14 protein-coding genes and 2 riboswitches are annotated in these 18,558 nt (G+C 35.8%); of the genes, 7 read left to right on the top strand and 7 right to left on the bottom strand.

Annotated features, from left to right (window positions below):
- Position 1: 1 nt before the first annotated feature.
- Positions 2 to 460: a DinB family protein gene (locus tag MKY26_RS06250; RefSeq protein WP_341093618.1), complete on the top strand. Its 459-nt coding sequence runs from the start codon at positions 2 to 4 to the stop codon at positions 458 to 460.
- Positions 461 to 2,157: 1,697 nt separating this feature from the next.
- Here MKY26_RS06250 and pdxT read toward each other — a convergent pair.
- Positions 2,158 to 2,748: a pyridoxal 5'-phosphate synthase glutaminase subunit PdxT gene (pdxT, locus tag MKY26_RS06245; protein ID WP_322909677.1), complete on the bottom strand. Its 591-nt coding sequence runs from the start codon at positions 2,746 to 2,748 to the stop codon at positions 2,158 to 2,160.
- A 2-nt stretch (positions 2,749 to 2,750) separates the two neighbouring features.
- Positions 2,751 to 3,638, bottom strand: coding sequence for a pyridoxal 5'-phosphate synthase lyase subunit PdxS (gene pdxS / locus MKY26_RS06240; protein WP_322909365.1), 888 nt, complete (start codon positions 3,636 to 3,638; stop codon positions 2,751 to 2,753).
- Between the two features lie 114 nt (positions 3,639 to 3,752).
- Between pdxS and pdxR the strand changes: the two genes are divergently transcribed.
- Positions 3,753 to 5,168, top strand: coding sequence for a MocR-like pyridoxine biosynthesis transcription factor PdxR (pdxR, locus tag MKY26_RS06235; protein ID WP_341093605.1), 1,416 nt, complete (start codon positions 3,753 to 3,755; stop codon positions 5,166 to 5,168).
- A 136-nt stretch (positions 5,169 to 5,304) separates the two neighbouring features.
- Here the strand turns inward: pdxR and MKY26_RS06230 are convergent, their stop codons facing one another.
- The 5 genes from MKY26_RS06230 to MKY26_RS06210 form a co-directional block, all read right to left on the bottom strand.
- The gene (locus MKY26_RS06230) at positions 5,305 to 6,090 is read right to left on the bottom strand and encodes an energy-coupling factor transporter transmembrane component T family protein (protein WP_340974980.1); all 786 of its coding nucleotides are present in this window, start codon (positions 6,088 to 6,090) and stop codon (positions 5,305 to 5,307) included.
- On the bottom strand, positions 6,087 to 7,652 hold the full coding sequence (locus MKY26_RS06225) for an ABC transporter ATP-binding protein (RefSeq protein ID WP_341051139.1): 1,566 nt from the start codon (positions 7,650 to 7,652) through the stop codon (positions 6,087 to 6,089). The genes MKY26_RS06230 and MKY26_RS06225 overlap by 4 nt, the downstream gene beginning before the upstream one ends.
- Positions 7,627 to 8,238 (bottom strand): ECF transporter S component, encoded by a 612-nt coding sequence (locus MKY26_RS06220; protein ID WP_095373259.1) that lies wholly within the window; start codon positions 8,236 to 8,238, stop codon positions 7,627 to 7,629. Before MKY26_RS06220 ends, MKY26_RS06225 begins: the two co-directional genes overlap by 26 nt.
- A complete protein-coding gene (locus tag MKY26_RS06215) occupies positions 8,235 to 8,843 on the bottom strand; it encodes a YkoF family thiamine/hydroxymethylpyrimidine-binding protein (protein ID WP_341093583.1) in 609 nt (202 codons plus the stop codon). Before MKY26_RS06215 ends, MKY26_RS06220 begins: the two co-directional genes overlap by 4 nt.
- A gap of 87 nt (positions 8,844 to 8,930) precedes the next feature.
- Positions 8,931 to 9,034, bottom strand: a riboswitch (TPP riboswitch).
- Between the two features lie 206 nt (positions 9,035 to 9,240).
- Positions 9,241 to 9,813 (bottom strand): TetR/AcrR family transcriptional regulator, encoded by a 573-nt coding sequence (locus MKY26_RS06210; protein ID WP_341093570.1) that lies wholly within the window; start codon positions 9,811 to 9,813, stop codon positions 9,241 to 9,243.
- 153 nt (positions 9,814 to 9,966) lie between these two features.
- Here MKY26_RS06210 and MKY26_RS06205 point away from each other — a divergent pair, with 153 nt between their 5' ends.
- From MKY26_RS06205 to MKY26_RS06185, 5 genes are all read left to right on the top strand, one after another.
- Positions 9,967 to 12,033, top strand: a complete 2,067-nt coding sequence (locus MKY26_RS06205) for an efflux RND transporter permease subunit (protein ID WP_341093557.1) — start codon at positions 9,967 to 9,969, stop codon at positions 12,031 to 12,033.
- Positions 12,020 to 13,831 carry a YhgE/Pip domain-containing protein gene (locus MKY26_RS06200; RefSeq protein ID WP_341093546.1) on the top strand — a complete coding sequence of 604 codons (1,812 nt, stop codon included), beginning with the start codon at positions 12,020 to 12,022 and terminating at the stop codon, positions 13,829 to 13,831. Before MKY26_RS06205 ends, MKY26_RS06200 begins: the two co-directional genes overlap by 14 nt.
- 282 nt (positions 13,832 to 14,113) lie before the next feature.
- A riboswitch (cobalamin riboswitch) is annotated at positions 14,114 to 14,298 on the top strand.
- Positions 14,299 to 14,499: 201 nt separating this feature from the next.
- Positions 14,500 to 16,167: an acyl-CoA dehydrogenase family protein gene (locus MKY26_RS06195; protein ID WP_341093540.1), complete on the top strand. Its 1,668-nt coding sequence runs from the start codon at positions 14,500 to 14,502 to the stop codon at positions 16,165 to 16,167.
- Positions 16,168 to 16,181: 14 nt separating this feature from the next.
- Positions 16,182 to 17,093, top strand: a complete 912-nt coding sequence (locus MKY26_RS06190) for an NAD(P)-dependent oxidoreductase (protein WP_233435253.1) — start codon at positions 16,182 to 16,184, stop codon at positions 17,091 to 17,093.
- A complete protein-coding gene (locus tag MKY26_RS06185; RefSeq protein WP_341093523.1) occupies positions 17,090 to 18,547 on the top strand; it encodes a CoA-acylating methylmalonate-semialdehyde dehydrogenase in 1,458 nt (485 codons plus the stop codon). The genes MKY26_RS06190 and MKY26_RS06185 overlap by 4 nt, the downstream gene beginning before the upstream one ends.
- Positions 18,548 to 18,558 lie beyond the last annotated feature (11 nt).

The following is an 18,558-nucleotide window of genomic DNA, read 5'->3' as shown; positions in this document are numbered from 1 at the left end:
TATGCAAAAGGTAGTTGAGGGGATCAATCATTGGATAAAAACATTACCAGATGAGTACAATTCTATGTCAGAATTAGAAATTTCGAATCGACCATTACCAAATAAATGGTCAAAAAAAGAAATTTTAGGACATTTATGTGACTCTGCAATAAATAATATTGAGAGGTTTATAAAAATTCAGTATGAAGAACAAATGTATGTTATTCAATCATATAATCAAGATCAATGGGTAAAGCTTCAGAATTATCAAGATAGACCGCTTGGTGAAATAATAAACCTTTTTCAGACATTAAATAAGCAAATTCTCAATATTGTTAAAAATGTTCCTAGCGAAAGCTTATCTAAACTTTGTGACATAGGCAATAATCAACATAAGACACTCGAGTGGCTTATTCAAGATTATCTTTCGCATATGGAACACCATATTCACAATCAAATTTTAATTAAAAATAACGATTGATAAATTTAGTTCTTATTCGAGAATAGGGCGCATTTTCGGAGGAAGGAGTGTGCTCTTTTTACATCTATGTATTTATAACAAAAACCAGCTATTGTACTATCTAGGGATTAGCTGGTTTTTACTCTAATTGAAATAATGATTTAAGAGACTTTTAATAGGTAGTCGCTAACCCATTTCAAGTTCAAAAGTTCCGTATGTATTTTTTTATGGTTATTCCCTTATGAATGAATCTCATTTCTATATGATATTCGTATAGAAATTCAAAAGCAACGAGTTCTTTCATTTAATAGGCACCTTCATTAACGATATTTTATGGTTGGATAATAGATTAGACGGTATCTCATTTTCGAACATCGGTATTGTATTTTTTATAATTATCTTCATTATTATCCTTTTTATTGATTCAAAAAAAGGGGAAAGCGTTAGAAGAAGATAAAAAAGAGAAGTAAAGCGAACAGAACAGCAACTCTAAAGCAAATAACCTACCTTAAATTAGAATTCCAACTTGATAAATATATATACAAAGCTCATACATTTTAGTAGACTTAACGCCTCAATATTGGCAGTTGCCAAAAGCCAGAACCCATGTGGAATCTGGCTATTTCTTTGCGTTTTTGTTGGCCTAGTATATTATTCATGTTAAGAAACAGTGATAAGGCACGATTCGTTCTTTTTAAAGAATGAATGAAAACATGAATAAAACCTTCGTCACCTCCCCCTTTTACTGCCTTTTTCTTTAAAAAAAAGCCACCTTAAGGTGGTTAATCAACTAACAGTCGGTTGGGGTGATTTTCACTATATACAAATGAAAATTTCTATTAATTGTTAAGCACCCGTTTTTTTATCATTTTTATTCAACCTTTTTCTTTTTGTCTTCTTTCCAACCTATCCAAATAGCTACGGCTAAAGCAAATGCCACTCCAATATAAGCCATTCAGTAACCCTCCTTTTTGGAAAACGCCCTGATTGTTTACTAATTTTCCGCAAAGCCGTTGAGAAATCTACGTTTTAACAGTAACACACCATTCATAAATATTACGAAACAATTGTAGAAAAGGTTTCATTAAAGGGGTATTAACAGAAAAAAACTACCATAAAGTGGTGGTCATTCCGCTTCTTTTTTACGGAATGAAAGATTAGACTTAGTAGAAATATGGTAATTAGGATTTTTCATACATTTATACAACTTTATATTATCTCAATCATAATTTAAATTTTTTTTCTGCTGCAATGATTAAAAGCAAGTAAATGTGTAAACCATTTTACAATCAAACAATGCAGCATGGTTTGGTTTAATTCTGTAGATAGATCCCTATTTATTATATAACTTCATATATATTGTAGCGTTTAGTAGTCCCTTACTAAAGTAAATTTGTCCCGAATTGCTAATAAAGTTAAGATATTAAAGCCAAAGGCATTTATTGTAAAATATGTAAAAAGAACTTTATAAATAATATGGTTGCTTCTTTTCTTCTAAATAATTGGGCTCGAAGAAGGAACGTGCTTTTATCGAAGTAAGCAAGTGTGTATCGTCATCTTGCCATTGATAATTTCTCACGCTTAGGAATAGATTTGCAGGTTAGGAAAAGGAGAGTAAATAAATAAATACATAGAGAACCCGGAAAAATCCCTATTAGAAAACAGCACTTTTCCGGGCATTTCTTTTTAAATTATCTGTAGCAAGGCTCTTTTTTTGATTAATGAATGGTAGCCTTTTGATGTGCTTGTTTTACCATCTCGATAAATAATTTCATCCAACGATTATCCTCTGTCAGTTCAGGGTGGAAGGAGGTAACAAGTAGATGATCTTGTTTGGCAGCTACAATTTGGTTATCATATGTAGCTAACACTTCCACATGCTCTGTTACTTCTGTAATAATGGGCGCTCTAATGAATACTGCTGGAACATTGTCTGTGAAGCCCTTTACTTGTAACATTGTTTCAAAACTGTCCTTTTGTCGACCGAAGGCATTTCGCTTTACACTTATATCCATTAACCGTAAATGCGCTTCACTACCATCGGCTAACTCATTAGCTAGTAATACTAAACCCGCACAAGTGCCAAAAATTGGTTTCTTTTCTGCTGAAAACTGCTGAATTGGTGCTTTGAATTCATAATAATCAATTAGTTTTCTTATTGCCGTACTTTCTCCACCAGGAATAATTAAAGCATCAAGTGATGATAGTTCACTTGCTTTTTTTACGGCTACAGCGGCTTGCCCGGCTGACTCGATTTGTTTTATGTGCTCAGAAACGGCTCCTTGCAAGGCGAGTACGCCAATTTTCAACATTACCAACCACGCTCCTGCATTCTTTCTTCTAAGGATAATTTAGAAATATCTAATCCTTTCATAGCAGCACCGAGTTCTTGCGAAAGCTTCCCGATTAAATCGTAGTCTTTATAATGCGTTGTTGCTTGCACAATGCTATGAGCAAACTTTTCTGGATTTTCAGATTTGAAAATACCCGATCCTACAAAGACACCGTCAGAACCAAGTTCCATCATAAGAGCAGCGTCTGCTGGTGTTGCAATCCCTCCTGCAGCAAAGTTTACTACTGGTAATTTGCCATTTTTCTTTATTTCACGAAGGATATCATATGGTGCACCTAAGAGTTTAGCTTCTGTCATGAGTTCATCATCATTCATTAAAGTGATTTTCCGAATTTGTGCTTGAACTTTTCTCATATGTCTTACTGCTTCAACAATATTACCTGTGCCCGGTTCACCTTTCGTTCTTAACATGGATGCACCTTCACCAATTCTTCTTGCTGCTTCACCTAAATCACGACATCCACACACAAATGGAACCGTAAACTCACTTTTTAAAATATGGTACTCTTCATCTGCAGGGGTTAATACTTCACTCTCATCTATGTAATCAACACCCATTGCTTCTAACACTCGTGCTTCAACAATATGTCCAATTCTAGCTTTGGCCATGACAGGAATAGACACTGCCTGCATCACTTCTTCAACAATTCTTGGATCGGCCATGCGAGCGACTCCTCCAGCTGCACGAATATCTGAAGGCACGCGCTCTAATGCCATAACAGCGACTGCGCCTGCTGCTTCAGCGACCTTTGCTTGCTCAGCATTGACGACATCCATAATGACACCGCCTTTTTGCATTTGTGCCATCCCGCGTTTTACTGTTTCTGTACCTACTAATTGACTCATTTTCATTCCTCCATTGCATTTTTCAGATTTGTTTATTAGTATAAAAAGGAACTGATATGATTGTAAGTATCAGTTTTTGATAATTTTATAGTATCAGTTAGAGGGGGCAGTTAGATGGATTACTTAGCTTGTGAGTTGTTAAGAGACAGTGATGTACCTTTATATGAGCAATTATATGACTATATTAAAGGCGAAATAACAGTGGGAAGATTACTAGAAGGAGATAAGCTTCCATCTAAACGAAAATTAGCCACCTTGTTAAAAATAAGTCAAAATACTATTCAAACAGCGTATGAACAGCTTGAAGCGGAAGGTTATATTGAAGTACAAGCGCGCAGAGGCTACTTTATATTACCATTAACAGACTTAGAATATATCGAAAGTAAAATGAAGAATGAAGGTTCAACAGTTGGTGTTTATCCTAAAGAACAAACCGCGATTTATGATTTTCACCCGAGCCAAATTGATACTGTTCACTTTCCATATGATAAATGGCGAAAGTATGTGAAACAACATATTGAACCGGTTCATCAGTCCTCATTACTGCTTGGTGAAAACCAAGGGGAACTTGATTTAAGGCAGGAAATTGCGCAGTACTTATATCATTCCCGTGGCGTAACTTGCAAGCCTGAACAAATAGTAATTGGCGCAGGTGTAGAAGTTCTTTTACAACAGCTGATTTTTCTATTTGATAAAAATACAGTCTATGGGGTGGAAGACCCAGGTTACCATTTAATGATGAAGATACTACATAATTACGGATATGAAGTGTATCCACTGTTAGTGGATAGACAAGGAGTCGACATTCACGCCATAAAAAAATCACCTATAGATATCCTGTATACGACACCTTCACACCATTTCCCTTATGGAACCGTTTTACCGATTCAACGAAGACAACAATTGTTGAATTGGGCAGCAGAGAAGGATGATCGCTACATTATTGAAGATGATTATGACAGCGAGTTTCGCTATAACGGAAAAACGATACCGTCTCTGCAAAGTATGGACAGAGGGGAAAAGGTTATTTATTTAGGCTCTTTTTCTAAATCTTTTATTCCATCATTGCGAATTAGTTATATGGTTTTGCCAAAACCCCTTGTTAAATCTTATAAAGAAAAATTATCTTTTTATCATTGCACGGTTTCGAGAATAGACCAAAATGCTTTAAGTGGATTTATGAAAGACGGGGAGTTTGAAAAGCATTTAAACCGGATGAAAAAAGTTTATAGAAGAAAGGTCGAAATAGTTCTAAACGTACTCAAGTCCTTTCCGCAATTAGAAGTTATGGGAGAAAGCTCTGGATTACATGTCGTATTGATTGTCAAGAACGGAATGAATGAAAGCGAACTCGTAGCACGCGCAAAAAGAGAGCGCTTGAAAATTTATCCTTTATCTAATTACTCCATAATTAGAAGAGATGATAAAGAACCGCAAATTATATTAGGCTTTGCAGGTATTCGTGAAGAGCAATTGGAACACAGCTTGAAAGCATTGTTCAAAGCGTGGGGGATGGATGAGATTGATTAAATAAATCTCTCTTTGCTTGATTCAATAAAAAAATTAGAATTAAGTACTTTAAGATAATCAACAACGAACAAATTCTTATCATATAACTGAACTTGTTCGTTGTTAATTTTACTTAGAAAGGTTTTAGCGAGTAAAGTTAGGGCATAATCCGATGGCCAAATATATTAAGTGTACCCAATCGATAGGAGACGTAATAGGCGATTATTAATATGATAAGCATGATGATAAAAAATAGGTAATCAGTCGCTTTGATTTTCATTACAGTATAATAGGTTCGATCTTTTGACCCTGTAAAACCTTTTGATTCCATTGCAATTGCGACTCTTTCAGCCTTCCGAATGGCGCCAGCTAATAGGGGGATAAAATATTGTCTCGTATGTTCCACGCGATTTCTCCATCCTTTTGCACGACCAAGGCCCCGAACACGATGAGCTTTCTTTAACAAGTCTAATTCGTGCTTGAAGGTTGGAACAAAGCGATACCCTGCCAAAATACCATAAGTTAACTTAGGTGAAAGGCGAACTTGCTGCATTAAACTTAACATAAATTTTGTTGGATCAGTTGTAAAAGCAAAGAGTAAAGATAACCCTATAAAACACAATGACCTTAGTGCTAAACTCATACTAACTATAATGCTACCCATCCTAATATCAAAAGAAAAGAACGAAAAAACAATAGGACCAGTTGCGTACTTATCATCCGTATACAGCATTGTCATCCAAGCTAACCCGAGCGTAAAAAAGGACATCGGTATAAAGTAAAACAACCATTTCTTTATGTTCAGTTTACTGAAGAAAAAGGTAAGTATCAGGATATAAATAAACATAATCGCTGGTGTAATAATATCAAAGGAAAAGCTCAACAAAATGGCAGGTAAGATAACCGTAATAGCTTTTATGGTTGGATTTAATGAGTGTATCATATCGTCATCTCTTCATTTATCAACCGTAAGCGGTAAGGTATCCTTAATCTGGCTCTTTCTAAAAGGTCAGTTTTTCGCCAAAGTGCTTTAGGTGTACCATCATAAACGATCTTTCCTTGTTGCATAACCAAGACATTATTACAGTATGAATCAACTAAATCCATGTCATGTGTAACGAAAACGATGGTGGCCCCTTTATCATTTAGGTGCATGACTTTACGCATAAATTGAGAGGTCGTATAGGCATCTTGTCCAAATGTTGGTTCATCGAATAGAAGTAAATCAGGTTTGGAATGTAACATCGTTGCTACACTTAGCCTTCTTTTTTGGCCACCACTTAAGGAAAATGGATTTTTCCACTTATCAGATAAGAGATCAAAATCGGTTAATAAATGATGAACCATTCTTTCTGTTTCTTCTGTAGAATAGCCACTTAGCTTGATACCAAAACACACTTCATCGTATACAGTTTGGTTAATAAATTGATGCTCAGGATTTTGAAATACATAGCCCATATTCTTATACAATTCGTTTTCATGCCAATTACTTAATGGAGTGTTTAAAAAATCGATTGAGCCTGATACGGGCTTAATTAATTTGGCTATTAACTGTAATAAAGTAGATTTACCAGCACCATTTTCGCCAACTATTGCGCAAAAGTCCCCTTCTTTGATTGAAAAGGAAAGTTCATTTAGGATTTGCTTATTTTTATAGTTAAATTGTATATCTTTAAGATTGACTATTACTTCTGTACTTTCTTTCTCACTTGATGGTCGACTAGGCATTTTCCTATTTTCATACCTTTTAGGAACTCTTATACGATTCTTCGTCAACTTATGTAAATGATTTTGAAAACCTTCCTTCGGCGTACTATCTAAAAGTATTTCTCCTTTTTTATTAAGCGCAACCAACCGATGAGCGTATGGTTCCCAGTCATCGATTTCGTGTTCAATTACAAGCAAACCAAATCTTTGTTGTTTTTGAATCTTAATAATTGTCTCGATAAACTCGAGGCTAGATATCGGATCTAAATTTGCTGTAGGTTCATCTAAAATTAAATATTGAGGGTCCATTAAAAGGATAGAAGCTAGCGCAACCTTTTGTTTTTGTCCTCCTGAAAGATGGTGAATGTTATGTTTCATATATTGTGATAATCCTACAATATCCAGCACATGTTCTATTCTTTGTTTCATTTGACATCTGGGAATAGACAAGTTTTCTAACACAAATGCTAATTCATCTTCTACACGAACCATGCAAAACTGACTTTCTGGATCTTGAAAGACAATGCCTATTTCTTGGTTTATTACTCCTTTAGGGTAGGAGGAGATATTTCTCCCTTTATATAAAAGGTCCCCTGAAGTAAAACCTTCAACCGCCTCAGGATATAGACCATTTAAACATAGTGTAAGTGTACTTTTGCCAGAACCACTTGCTCCAAGTAATAAAGTCACTTCCTCTGCATATAACTTACAGCTTACATTATTTACAGAAGGTTCATCGTGTTTATCAAAGGAAAATGAGAAAGAGTCTAATTCAAAAATTGGTTGATGATTTTCCATGCCTTGCTAGTACCTCCTTCCCAATAGGGTACCCATTTAAAACACCAGTTTTCGCTAGTTGATCTGCTAATATTTTTCCTAAATAACCAGCAATGATAGCTCCACTTAGGAGACGTATAACAAACATTGTCATAATAAGCCAGGATTCATAGGCATGAAAACCTGATACAAAGAAATGGTAAGGAAAACTAATAAATGCAGCGCTGACACCTGAAAAAACGAGAATACGAGGTTGATAATTTTTCCATTTTGTCAGAGCAAAAGCGATTTCCGCCCCTAATCCTTGCACCATCCCTGAAAGAATTAAAGTGGGTCCAGATGTTGAGCCGACAAGTACTTCGGTAATAGCAGCAATGGTTTCTGCTGTAAAAGCAACGCCTGGCTTTCTGATAATGTAAGCAGCTATTATGGATACAATAAACCATATGCCATAAATCAATTCATAACCAATGGGTCCAAACCCAAACGGGGTAAGGATGGCAACAAGAACTTTACCGACCCCAAAAAACCCTAAATAAATAAAGCCAAATACGACACCCAGGACTGACATGAGAACAATATCTTTCAGACGCCATGATTTTATCATGAGACTTTCACTTCTTTAGCTTTTCCAGTAGGGCTGTTAGCTGATAATGTGAATGTCATTGTCACATGAGATACATCTTGCTTGGTCTGATCGAAAACGTTCTGTAACAAGTTAAAAATATCATTCACCTTGCCATCAAGCCTTGTGGCATAATGGCTATGGCTTACGTTTACTTCAGTCTCCTTGGACCAATCAATTTGCTCATAAATTTTTTCCATATAATCTTCCCTCCCTAAGGGATAGAGGGCAAATTTACAACCTGCAAGCTGGTCTATTTCTTTTGTATCATCCTTGTTCAAGGCAATGTCAGATTCGTCCATGTATACATCTGCTGCTGAATCTCCTGGACAACCAATCGAAAAGGTACCACTCATAGCGATGTGTTCTCCTGTTTTAGCTGCGTGTAAAAAGATTGCCCTCACTACATCAAAAACATGAATTTGCTTACCACGGATACAAGTAGATACATCATCAGTTTCTGACCACACCTTTGACGTGTTCACTTCTTTAAGGGCAAATAAGATGATGTCCACATACCTCTCACTCATTGGAGAAAGCGTAAACTGACAACCTACGATACTACTTGTTCCACATAATTGATTCATATAAAAATCTCCTTTTAACATTTTTTGAACAAAAAAAACTGCACCCCGATGGAATGCAGTTTGGCTATGCAGAAAAAAAAGAGAATACACTGACCAACTGCACTTCCCCACGCTAGTATTATCTAGATCGGGTTATAAGGGTCAGGCAATTGCCTTCTCAGCCATTAAATATAGCTCCCCTAGCGCATTCGATATATTTTATTTGTTCGTCTATCCTATCATAAGCAAAAAATCATTATCTGTAAACCAATACTTGTCAATTGATAATGTAGTAGAGATAAATACAATTTATTAATTGATACGTAAATGATGCAAAAGAGTAAGGAATACAGTTTAAATCCCAATATAGTAGAGGTGAATAAAATATTGATGTGAAGAATGTTGATATATTCGCATACTATTTAGAATGAAGAATAACCCGATTACTAATTTCAGTAATAATGGTTGTCATTTCTTCCGGAGATTCTTTCATCCCATTCATTAACCATTTTTCAATTACATAAATACATCCACTAATTACAAAGTAAATCATATATTTTGATTTATCTATATTTATGACCTGCGGATCTTCCTTTAAACTATTAATAATGATTGATTGTGCAGTATCAATCACTCTCGTTTGAAAAGCTTTGTTACCATGGTCACTAAATAAAACAAGAAAATCAGCACTTCGTTTATAAACATAATCTAATAAATACTTCGTCATTGCAAAAGTTTCATTTATCTCATTATGGTTGTACTGTTTTAAAGTGACCTGTAATTCTAACAAAATCTCATCTTCAATATGCTGAAGTAAATCAAATTGATCACGATAATGGCTATAAAAAGTAGAACGATTGATATCTGCTTTTTGACATAATTCTTTAATGGTAATGGATGAAATTATCTTTTCTCTTAATAATTCCATTAAACTTTCCTTTAACACCATACGAGTATATTGTTTCCGACGATCCAATTTTTTGTTCATCATGCCACCCTCACTTTTTTGAGAAATCCAACAAAGTACGCTTAAATGTTGGATGTTAAACATTTTTTACACAACTGTTTGTTGTTTATCTAACACAGTGGTATGTATAATGTTACTGTAAAAGAATTTCAACATCAAGAAGTGGGGAAGCCAATAATGATTGAGTTTATTATTCGTTATAAAAAATCTGTAACCATCATTTTCTTTTTGTTATCAGTGCTTTCTGCTATTGGATTTCTGTTTGTGAATGTTAATTATAATATGAAAGATTATATCCCAGCAGAAGCTGAATCTACCGTTGCTTTAGAAGTGATGGAAGATGAGTTTACTAGTGGCATTCCAAATACAAGCGTAATGGTTGAGAATGTAACAATCCAAGAAGCGCTCGTTATTAAAGAGAAATTAAATAAGGTTCAAGGTGTAACTGATGTGATGTGGTTAGATGATGCGATGGACATAAGAACACCAATAGAAACCGGAGACCAAGGCACAATAGAAAATTACTACAAAAATAATCACGCTCTTTATTCTGTCACCATTGAGAGTGGCAAAGAGGTCGAAGCAACAGAAGATATATATCAAATAATTGGTGAGAAGGGATCACTTATTGGCGAAGCTGCAAATACAGCTACGCAGCAGAAAATGACAGGGCAAGAAACGTTACTCGCTGCAGGGATACTTATTCCCATTATTATCATTATACTAGTTCTCTCGACAAACTCTTGGGTCGAACCGCTCTTTTTCTTAACGGCTATCGGTGTATCGGTAATTATTAATTTAGGGAGTAATGTTTTTATAGGAGAAGTGTCCTTTGTGACACAATCAGTCGCACCAATTTTGCAGTTAGCTGTTTCCTTGGATTACGCTATCTTTTTATTACATAGTTTTCAAGATTATCGTAAACAAGGGCATGAGCCAAATGAAGCTATGAAACTAGCTATGAAAGAATCGTTTAGTGTCATTGCCTCGAGCGCATCTACAACTCTATTTGGATTTATTGCATTATTGTTTATGGATTTTGAGATTGGATCAGACCTAGGTTTAAACCTTGTTAAAGGAATAATTTTAAGTTTTATAAGTGTGATGGTATTCCTTCCAGCACTTACATTATTATTCCATCATTGGATTGAAAAAACACAGCACAAATCATTAATACCAAATTTTAAAGGTATTGGAAAAAAAACATTAAAGTTAAGGTTTCCAGTCTTGATTTTCGTCTTACTTCTCATTATACCTAGCTTTTTAGCACAAAAAGAAACCTCATTTACTTATGGAATGGGGGATCAACCTGATAGTACTAGATTAGGGCAAGACATCCAAAAAGTAGAAGAAATATTTGGCGAATCAACCGCTGTAGTATTATTGGTACCTAATAATGAAATAGGTAAAGAAAAAGAAATGATTGAATCTATTGAAGAGGTTGACCATGTCTCAAATGTAATTGGATACGCGAATATGGTTGGCTCGACTATTCCGCAAGAATATTTGGAGGAGGAAGCAAAGGAACAATTCTTATCTAATAATTACAGTCGAATCATCATTAATACTGATGCAGGAACAGAAGGAGATATTCCTTTTCAATTAGTAGAAGAGGTAAGGGAAATAGGTACTAACTATTTTGGTAATCAAGCGTTAACTTTAGGCGAAAGTGTTGCACTTTATGATATGAAATCAACTGTTACAGAAGATAATTCTTTAGTAAATACTTTAACCGTTATCGCGGTTGGACTCGTGTTACTTGTCACATTCAAATCATTATCATTACCGATTATCTTATTATTAACAATACAATCTTCTGTTTGGATTAATCTCGCCATACCCTATTTTACCGATACGTCATTAGTATTTATTGGTTATCTCATCGTTAGCACTGTACAGCTTGCAGCAACGGTCGATTATGCCATTTTATTAACAGAGACTTATAAGCATAATCGTGGAAAGTTATCTCCAAAACAAGCGATGAGAAAAACAATTGATGAGAAATTATTTTCCATTATCGTTTCAGCGTCCATATTATCAAGTGTCGGATTTATATTATGGCTAACTTCCTCAAATCCAATCGTCGGTTCTATAGGATTATTATTAGGTAGAGGAGCATTGCTCGCGTTTTTACTCGTTATACTTTTTCTACCTGGATTATTATTACTATGTGATAAATTGATTCAAAAAACATCTCTTCAAATGGACTTTAGTAACAAGGAGGAAAAAAATGAAGATCATTAAATGGATGCTTATCACTGCTTCTCTATTTTTCTTTCCTGTGATGAATATACATGCAGAATCACAACCTGTTAAAGATGAAATGAGTAAAGGGAAAGTAGCAAACAAAAATGAAGTGATTTATGCTAACTTGCTAGCAGACGGTAACCTAACCGAATTATATGTTGTCAATTCTTTTGAAATGATAGAACCTGGTGTGATTGAGGATTTTGGAAATTACGAAAAAGTTAAAAATCTAACTGACACATCAAAAATTAGCAAAGAAAATAATCAGATCACATTACAAGCAAAAGAAGAAAATTATTATTATCAAGGAAACTTACCAAATAACTCTAAGTTACCTTGGCGTTTTACAATTAATTATTACCTTAATAATAAAAAGATTAATCCAGAAAATTTAGCTGGTAAATCTGGCGATATAAAAATGGAAATTGCTGTAGAAGCGAATGAAGGTAAGCGTTCTTCATTCTCTGAAAATTATATGCTGCAAATTAGCGTACCGCTGAACACTGAAAAATTTAAGGATATAAAAGCTGAGAATGCCACTGTTGCACAATCCGGCAAAGATAAGCAGCTCACTTTTACCGTTATGCCTGAGCAGGAAGAAGTATTTACGATTGAGGCAGAAACAAATCATTTTGAAACAGAAGGTGTGCAAATATCTGCTTTACCTGCTTCACTTGCCATTGATAGCCCAGATACTGAAGAATTGACGAGTGAATTTCACTCATTAACTGAGGCAATTGGTGACATTCATCATGGTGTCGGAGACTTAGAAATAGGAATGAATGAACTTTCATCAGGCTTACGGTCATTAGAGGGTGGGGCTGCACAATATAAAAAAGGACTAAATGAATTAAGTCAGTCTGGTGACCAATTAACTGAAGGATCAGCACAAATAAATAATACTTTATCTTTGATTAAAGATGAGATTAAACAAGCCAGTGGCGTGAGTGGTATTGGGGAACTCGAGAATGTAACAATCGATCTGCCTGAGGTGGCGGATAATTTAGAACAAGCAGCTAATGATGTAGACCAAGTAGTTGTTAATTATAATGAGGTAAAAACACAAATCAACCGTGCTCTGGAGCAGATACCAGATAACCAAATTTCAGATAAAGAGATAAATAAATTATATGAAAGTAATGCGAATAAAGAGGTAATTGATCAATTGGTAGAAACCTATAGAGGGACAAAAGCTGCTCAAGAAGTTCTACTACTAGCCAAAGATAACCTTACAGACATGGTTGAACCTCTATCAACCTTTAGTCAATCAATGAGAGAAGCAGCAGGTAACCTCCGTGCAATATCATCTAATATAGATGAATCTATTCTTCAAATTGACATTGATGAAGGGTTAAAACAATTGACATCTGGTGTTGAAGAAATGGTATCTAACTATAATCAATTCCACCAAGGGTTACTTGCTTATACAGGCGGTGTTTCTGAATTAAGTACATCAAATAATGACATCCATGAAGGAATTAGCGGTTCTCTATCTGGAGCTGAGCAACTAACGAAAGGAGCTGGCTCGCTTCATAATGGAACTGGACAATTACATGATGCAACTAAAGACATTCCTGAGGAGGTGACAAAAGAAGTTGATGAAATGATATCGCAATATGATAAATCTGATTATGAGCCAATTTCTTTTGTATCAGATAAAAATAATGATAAGTTGGAACTAGTCCAATTTGTCATTCAAACAGATAAGATTAAAATAAAAGATAACAAAGAAGATGTTAAAGAAACAAAAGATAAAGTAGGATTCTTCGAGAAACTTCTTAACTTATTTAAGTAAACTTGAAAAACACGCCTCTGCAATCTAGGAGGCGTGTTTCTCTTTTAGGGGGTAAATTTATTTAACCTTTCATGTTACATAAAACGAGGTCAAAATGAAGAATTTGACCTTTTTCTACTCGGGTTGTAGGAGTGGATTCAATCAATGAATCTAGCTTATATTGTGGTTGGAAGAAAAATGATAAAGAGCCTAACTTTTTCATCGTTTTAAGCTGAGAATACATATTCTAAAAAATAAATTGTAAATTTTCCGAAAAATTGATATATTGTTAGTGTGAAAACTAAATAAGCTAAATAAACAGGTGCTTGTTCATCAAGCTTAAAAGGGAAACCGGTTAGACTCCGGTGCTGTCCCGCAACTGTATTTGCGAGCGGATTGTACATAACCACTTATTCATTATTGAATGGGGAAGGAGCAAATCCGCCACGACCATAAGCCAGGAGACCTGCCTGTTTTAGCCAACATCATTACCTACGCGGATAGGGGGTGTTAAGTGCGGATAGAAGAACATGTATATAACACTACACATGTTTATTTGTTTGTCCACTCGTTACTTAACAACTTCTTTTAATAGGAGTTGTTTTTTGTTTGAAGGAGGTTTGCTTCTTACTACTGATTTGAGCAAGCGCTCAATCAAAGGAGATAGAAAGATGTAAAGGGAGTGCACGATGGCGAAGCTAAAAAAAACGCTAGAAGAAAAGGGAGATATTTTTTCTCCTGAAGATTTTCTTGAAGAGGAACAACTCATTGCACAAACGGCAGAATTATTTATTAAGAATGATGTGTTGCCCCAAATGGATTCATTAGAAAATAAGAACTATGAAGTGGCTAAGAATCTGTTTAAAAAATCAGGGGAACTTGGTCTACTTGCTATTGATGTACCTGAAGATTATGGCGGGTTTGCACTTGGTAAAAAATTATCCGGGCTTATTGCTGAAAAGATAGGATACGGTGGGGCTTTTAGTGTTTCCTATAATATTCATGTAGGTGTTGGCACATTACCGTATGTTTATTTTGGTTCAGAAGCACAAAAACAAAAGTATTTACCACAACTCATCTCTGGGGATTGGATTGGTGCTTATGCCTTAACGGAAGCAGGAGCTGGATCAGACGCACTTTCACCTAAAACAAGAGCTATTTACAACAGCAAGAGTGATAGTTGGATAATAAATGGGGAAAAACAATGGATTACCAATGCTCACATAGCAAATGTGTTTGTTGTGTTTTGCCAAACAAATGACGGGATGACTGCTTTTATTGTTGAAAAAAACACAGCAGGCCTATCGATTGGTGCAGAAGAAGAAAAGATGGGTATTCATGGATCATCAACAGCTACTCTTATATTGGAAGATGTCGTTGTGCCATCCGCTAATATACTAGGAGAAAAAGGAAACGGTCATCAAGTTGCCATGAATATATTAAATCTAGCTAGATTGAAGCTAGCTTTCTCGAATATTGGCACAGCTAAACAAGCCTTCAACTTTTCTCTTAGCTATGCGAAAGAAAGACAACAATTTGATAGAGCGCTGGTTGAATTTACGTTGATACAAGAAAAATTAGCTGAAATGGCGACATCTATTTATGCAAGTGAAAGTGCCGCTTATCGCACAGCAGATATGATTGATCAAGCTCCAACGGATGAAGGAATCACCTCTTTAAAAGCATTCGCAATGGAATGTGCCATAAACAAAGTACGATGCTCTGAAATGCTTGGGCATGTAACAGATGAGGCCGTTCAAATTCACGGTGGATACGGTTATATGAGAGATTACGATGTTGAGCGACTATATAGGGATGCTCGAATCAGTCGTATCTTTGAAGGAACAAACGAAATCAATCGCTTAACCATAGCAAAAAACTTACTTCACAAACACTCATCTAAAGGTATCACAATCAATACCCCGACACCATTACACCGAGATAGAAACAGCCAATTTATTGAGTTAGGAAAAGAACTGTTATCGCTGTCTTTGGAAGCGGTTTCAAATGCAAGGATTGATATTAATAGAGAACAGCAGTATGCACGTCTTTTAGCTAATATCATCACAGAATTATATACAATGGAAGCGACTTATATGCGGACTTTAAAACTGCAACATCGAAAACAAAATCAAAAGTGGAAAGATTTAGCGACTGATATTATATGCGAACAATGCTTTCAATATTTGAAACAACAAACGATTAGCCTGATTTCAGCAGCGATACTTGATGAAAAAGAACGATTCGTTGCTTTCGCAAACATTGAAAATTACCAAATCCCACTCTACAGCAATCTGTTATTGAAAAAAAGGCAATTAGCACAAATACTTATTGATCAACCAAAATTACTGAAATGAAGGGAGCTAAAATGATGGGTGAGAAAATCGGTTTTATTGGTTTAGGGAATATGGGTTTACCGATGGCGCAAAGCTTATTATCAGAAGGCAATGAAGTGTACGGTGTCGACCTTAACAAAGATGCTGAAGCGGCATTGCTAAGGTCGGGAGGTGTGATTGGATTATCTATCAATAATATCATAAAGCAAGTAAATTTTATTTTCACAAGCTTACCTTCAATGAAAGCGGTGGAAGAAATCTATTTAGGTGAGGAAGGATTGATTACAAAAGGACGGGAAGGCATTGTCCTGATTGATACAAGTACTGTTGCTCCTAGCTTGAATCAAAAATTAGCAGAAGAAGCAAAAAAGAAGAGGATTCATTTTCTTGCTGCTCCTGTCAGTGGGGGTGTAATCGGTGCTGAAAATCGTACTTTAACCATTATGGTCGGTGGTCCTAAACAAGCTTTCGAGCAATCCCAACCATTGTTAAATATTCTTGGAGAGAATATTTTTCATGTGAACGAACATATTGAAAGCGGAACTGCAGTCAAATTAATCAATAACTTACTTATCGGTTTTTATACTGCTGGTGTAAGCGAAGCCTTAAATCTGGCAGAAAAAAGCAACATTAATTTAGCGCAATTATTTGAGATGTTGAATGTGAGCTACGGCCAAAGTCGGATATATGAAAGAAACTATAAAAGTTTTATCGCAAACGAAGATTATCGACCCGGTTTTACTTTGCAGTTATTAAATAAAGATCTTGGTTTTGCGCTTGATTTAGCCAAGGAACACGAATTGCAATTGCCAGTTAGTGAATTACTATTAAATATATACAAACATGCTGAAAACGAGGGTTATGGAAGCCAAGATATGGCTGTTCTTTATGAAAAAGTGAAAAATGATCAAACAAAAAATGCCAAAGAAACGGGGATGAAGGAATGATTAAAACAGAAATTCCAACAATGAAAAACCATATTAATGGTGAATGGGTTGATTCAAGTAGTAAGGAAGTGGAAGCCGTACCGAATCCGGCGAATGGGACAATTATTGCTTACGTCCCCCTTTCTGGTAAAGGAGATGTTGATTTAGCTGTCAAAGCTGCTGCTGCGGTCTATCCTAAGTGGGCTGAGGTACCCGTCCCAAATAGAACGCGTCTGCTTTACCAATATCTTCATTTGTTAAAAGAGGAAAAAGAAAACCTCGCTCAAATTATTACAGAGGAAAATGGAAAAACATTAAAGGATGCGCGTGGTGAGGTACAAAGAGGAATTGAAGTCGTTGAACTCGCAACCTCCACTCCTAATTTAATGATGGGAGATGCGCTTCCTAGTATTGCCGAAGGGATAGATGGCTCAATTTGGCGCTATCCGCTTGGTGTTGTTGCTGGGATTTCCCCTTTTAACTTTCCAATGATGGTTCCTTTATGGATGTTTCCTCTGGCAATCGCTTGTGGGAATACATTTATACTGAAAGTTTCAGAAAGAACGCCGATCTTGGCTGGTAGACTCGTTGAGTTATTCTATGATGCAGGTTTTCCTAAAGGTGTATTAAACCTTGTACATGGGGGAAAAGACGTGGTTAATCGCTTATTAGATCATCCAGAAATTCGTGCAATTTCTTTTGTTGGGTCAGAGCCGGTAGCCAAACATGTTTATCAAACAGGCACCGCTCACGGAAAGAGAGTCCAAGCATTAGCTGGTGCGAAAAATCACGCAGTTATAACATCTAGTTGTCATCTAGAAAAAACGGTTCAAGGTGTTATTGGCGCAGCGTTTGGAAGTAGTGGGGAACGATGTATGGCTTGTTCTGTGGTAGCCGTTGTAGAAGATATAGCAGATGAGTTTATGAACCTACTCGTAGCAGAAACGAAAAAACTTACTGTCGGGGATGGTCGCTTTGAAGAGCATTTTGTTGGACCACTCATTCGTGACACTCATAAATCCCGTGTGTTACAATATATCGCCTCAGGGGTATCTGAAGGGGCCCATTTAATCGTAGATGGCAGGGATACAGAGACGACAGAAGATGGTTATTATGTAGGTGCAACAATATTTGACAATGTAACATCCGATATGAAAATTTGGCAAGATGAGATTTTTGCACCGGTCTTAAGTGTCGTTAGAGTAAAAACATTTGAAGATGGCATCGCTTTAACGAACCAATCAAAATTTGCCAACGGAGCTGTTATTTATACATCCAGTGGTAAAGAAGCACAAATTTTCAGGGAGAAGATTGATGCAGGCATGATTGGTGTAAATGTGAATGTACCTGCTCCTATGGCCTTTTTCTCTTTTGCTGGTAACAAATCATCATTTTATGGAGATTTAGGAACTAACGGAAAAGATGGTGTTCAATTTTATACAAGAAAGAAAGTTGTAACTGAACGTTGGTTTTAAAAAAACGAAAG

Origin of the sequence: Cytobacillus sp. FSL R7-0680 (assembly GCF_038009245.1) — a bacterium.
Taxonomy (GTDB): Bacteria; Bacillota; Bacilli; order Bacillales; family Cytobacillaceae; genus Cytobacillus; species Cytobacillus kochii.
Note: the sequence above shows the minus strand (reverse complement) of the source record. Positions and strands in the feature narration are given on the sequence as shown.

Coding starts and splice junctions, on each gene's coding strand:
- MKY26_RS06205 (WP_341093557.1), top strand. CDS start 9,967: ATGATTGAGTTTATTATTCGTTATAAAAAATCTGTAACCATCATTTTC.
- pdxS (WP_322909365.1), bottom strand. CDS start 3,638: ATGAGTCAATTAGTAGGTACAGAAACAGTAAAACGCGGGATGGCACAA.
- MKY26_RS06185 (WP_341093523.1), top strand. CDS start 17,090: ATGATTAAAACAGAAATTCCAACAATGAAAAACCATATTAATGGTGAA.
- MKY26_RS06215 (WP_341093583.1), bottom strand. CDS start 8,843: ATGAATCAATTATGTGGAACAAGTAGTATCGTAGGTTGTCAGTTTACG.
- MKY26_RS06210 (WP_341093570.1), bottom strand. CDS start 9,813: ATGATGAACAAAAAATTGGATCGTCGGAAACAATATACTCGTATGGTG.
- MKY26_RS06190 (WP_233435253.1), top strand. CDS start 16,182: ATGGGTGAGAAAATCGGTTTTATTGGTTTAGGGAATATGGGTTTACCG.
- pdxR (WP_341093605.1), top strand. CDS start 3,753: ATGGATTACTTAGCTTGTGAGTTGTTAAGAGACAGTGATGTACCTTTA.
- MKY26_RS06230 (WP_340974980.1), bottom strand. CDS start 6,090: ATGATACACTCATTAAATCCAACCATAAAAGCTATTACGGTTATCTTA.
- MKY26_RS06225 (WP_341051139.1), bottom strand. CDS start 7,652: ATGGAAAATCATCAACCAATTTTTGAATTAGACTCTTTCTCATTTTCC.
- MKY26_RS06195 (WP_341093540.1), top strand. CDS start 14,500: ATGGCGAAGCTAAAAAAAACGCTAGAAGAAAAGGGAGATATTTTTTCT.
- MKY26_RS06250 (WP_341093618.1), top strand. CDS start 2: ATGCAAAAGGTAGTTGAGGGGATCAATCATTGGATAAAAACATTACCA.
- MKY26_RS06220 (WP_095373259.1), bottom strand. CDS start 8,238: ATGATAAAATCATGGCGTCTGAAAGATATTGTTCTCATGTCAGTCCTG.
- MKY26_RS06200 (WP_341093546.1), top strand. CDS start 12,020: ATGAAGATCATTAAATGGATGCTTATCACTGCTTCTCTATTTTTCTTT.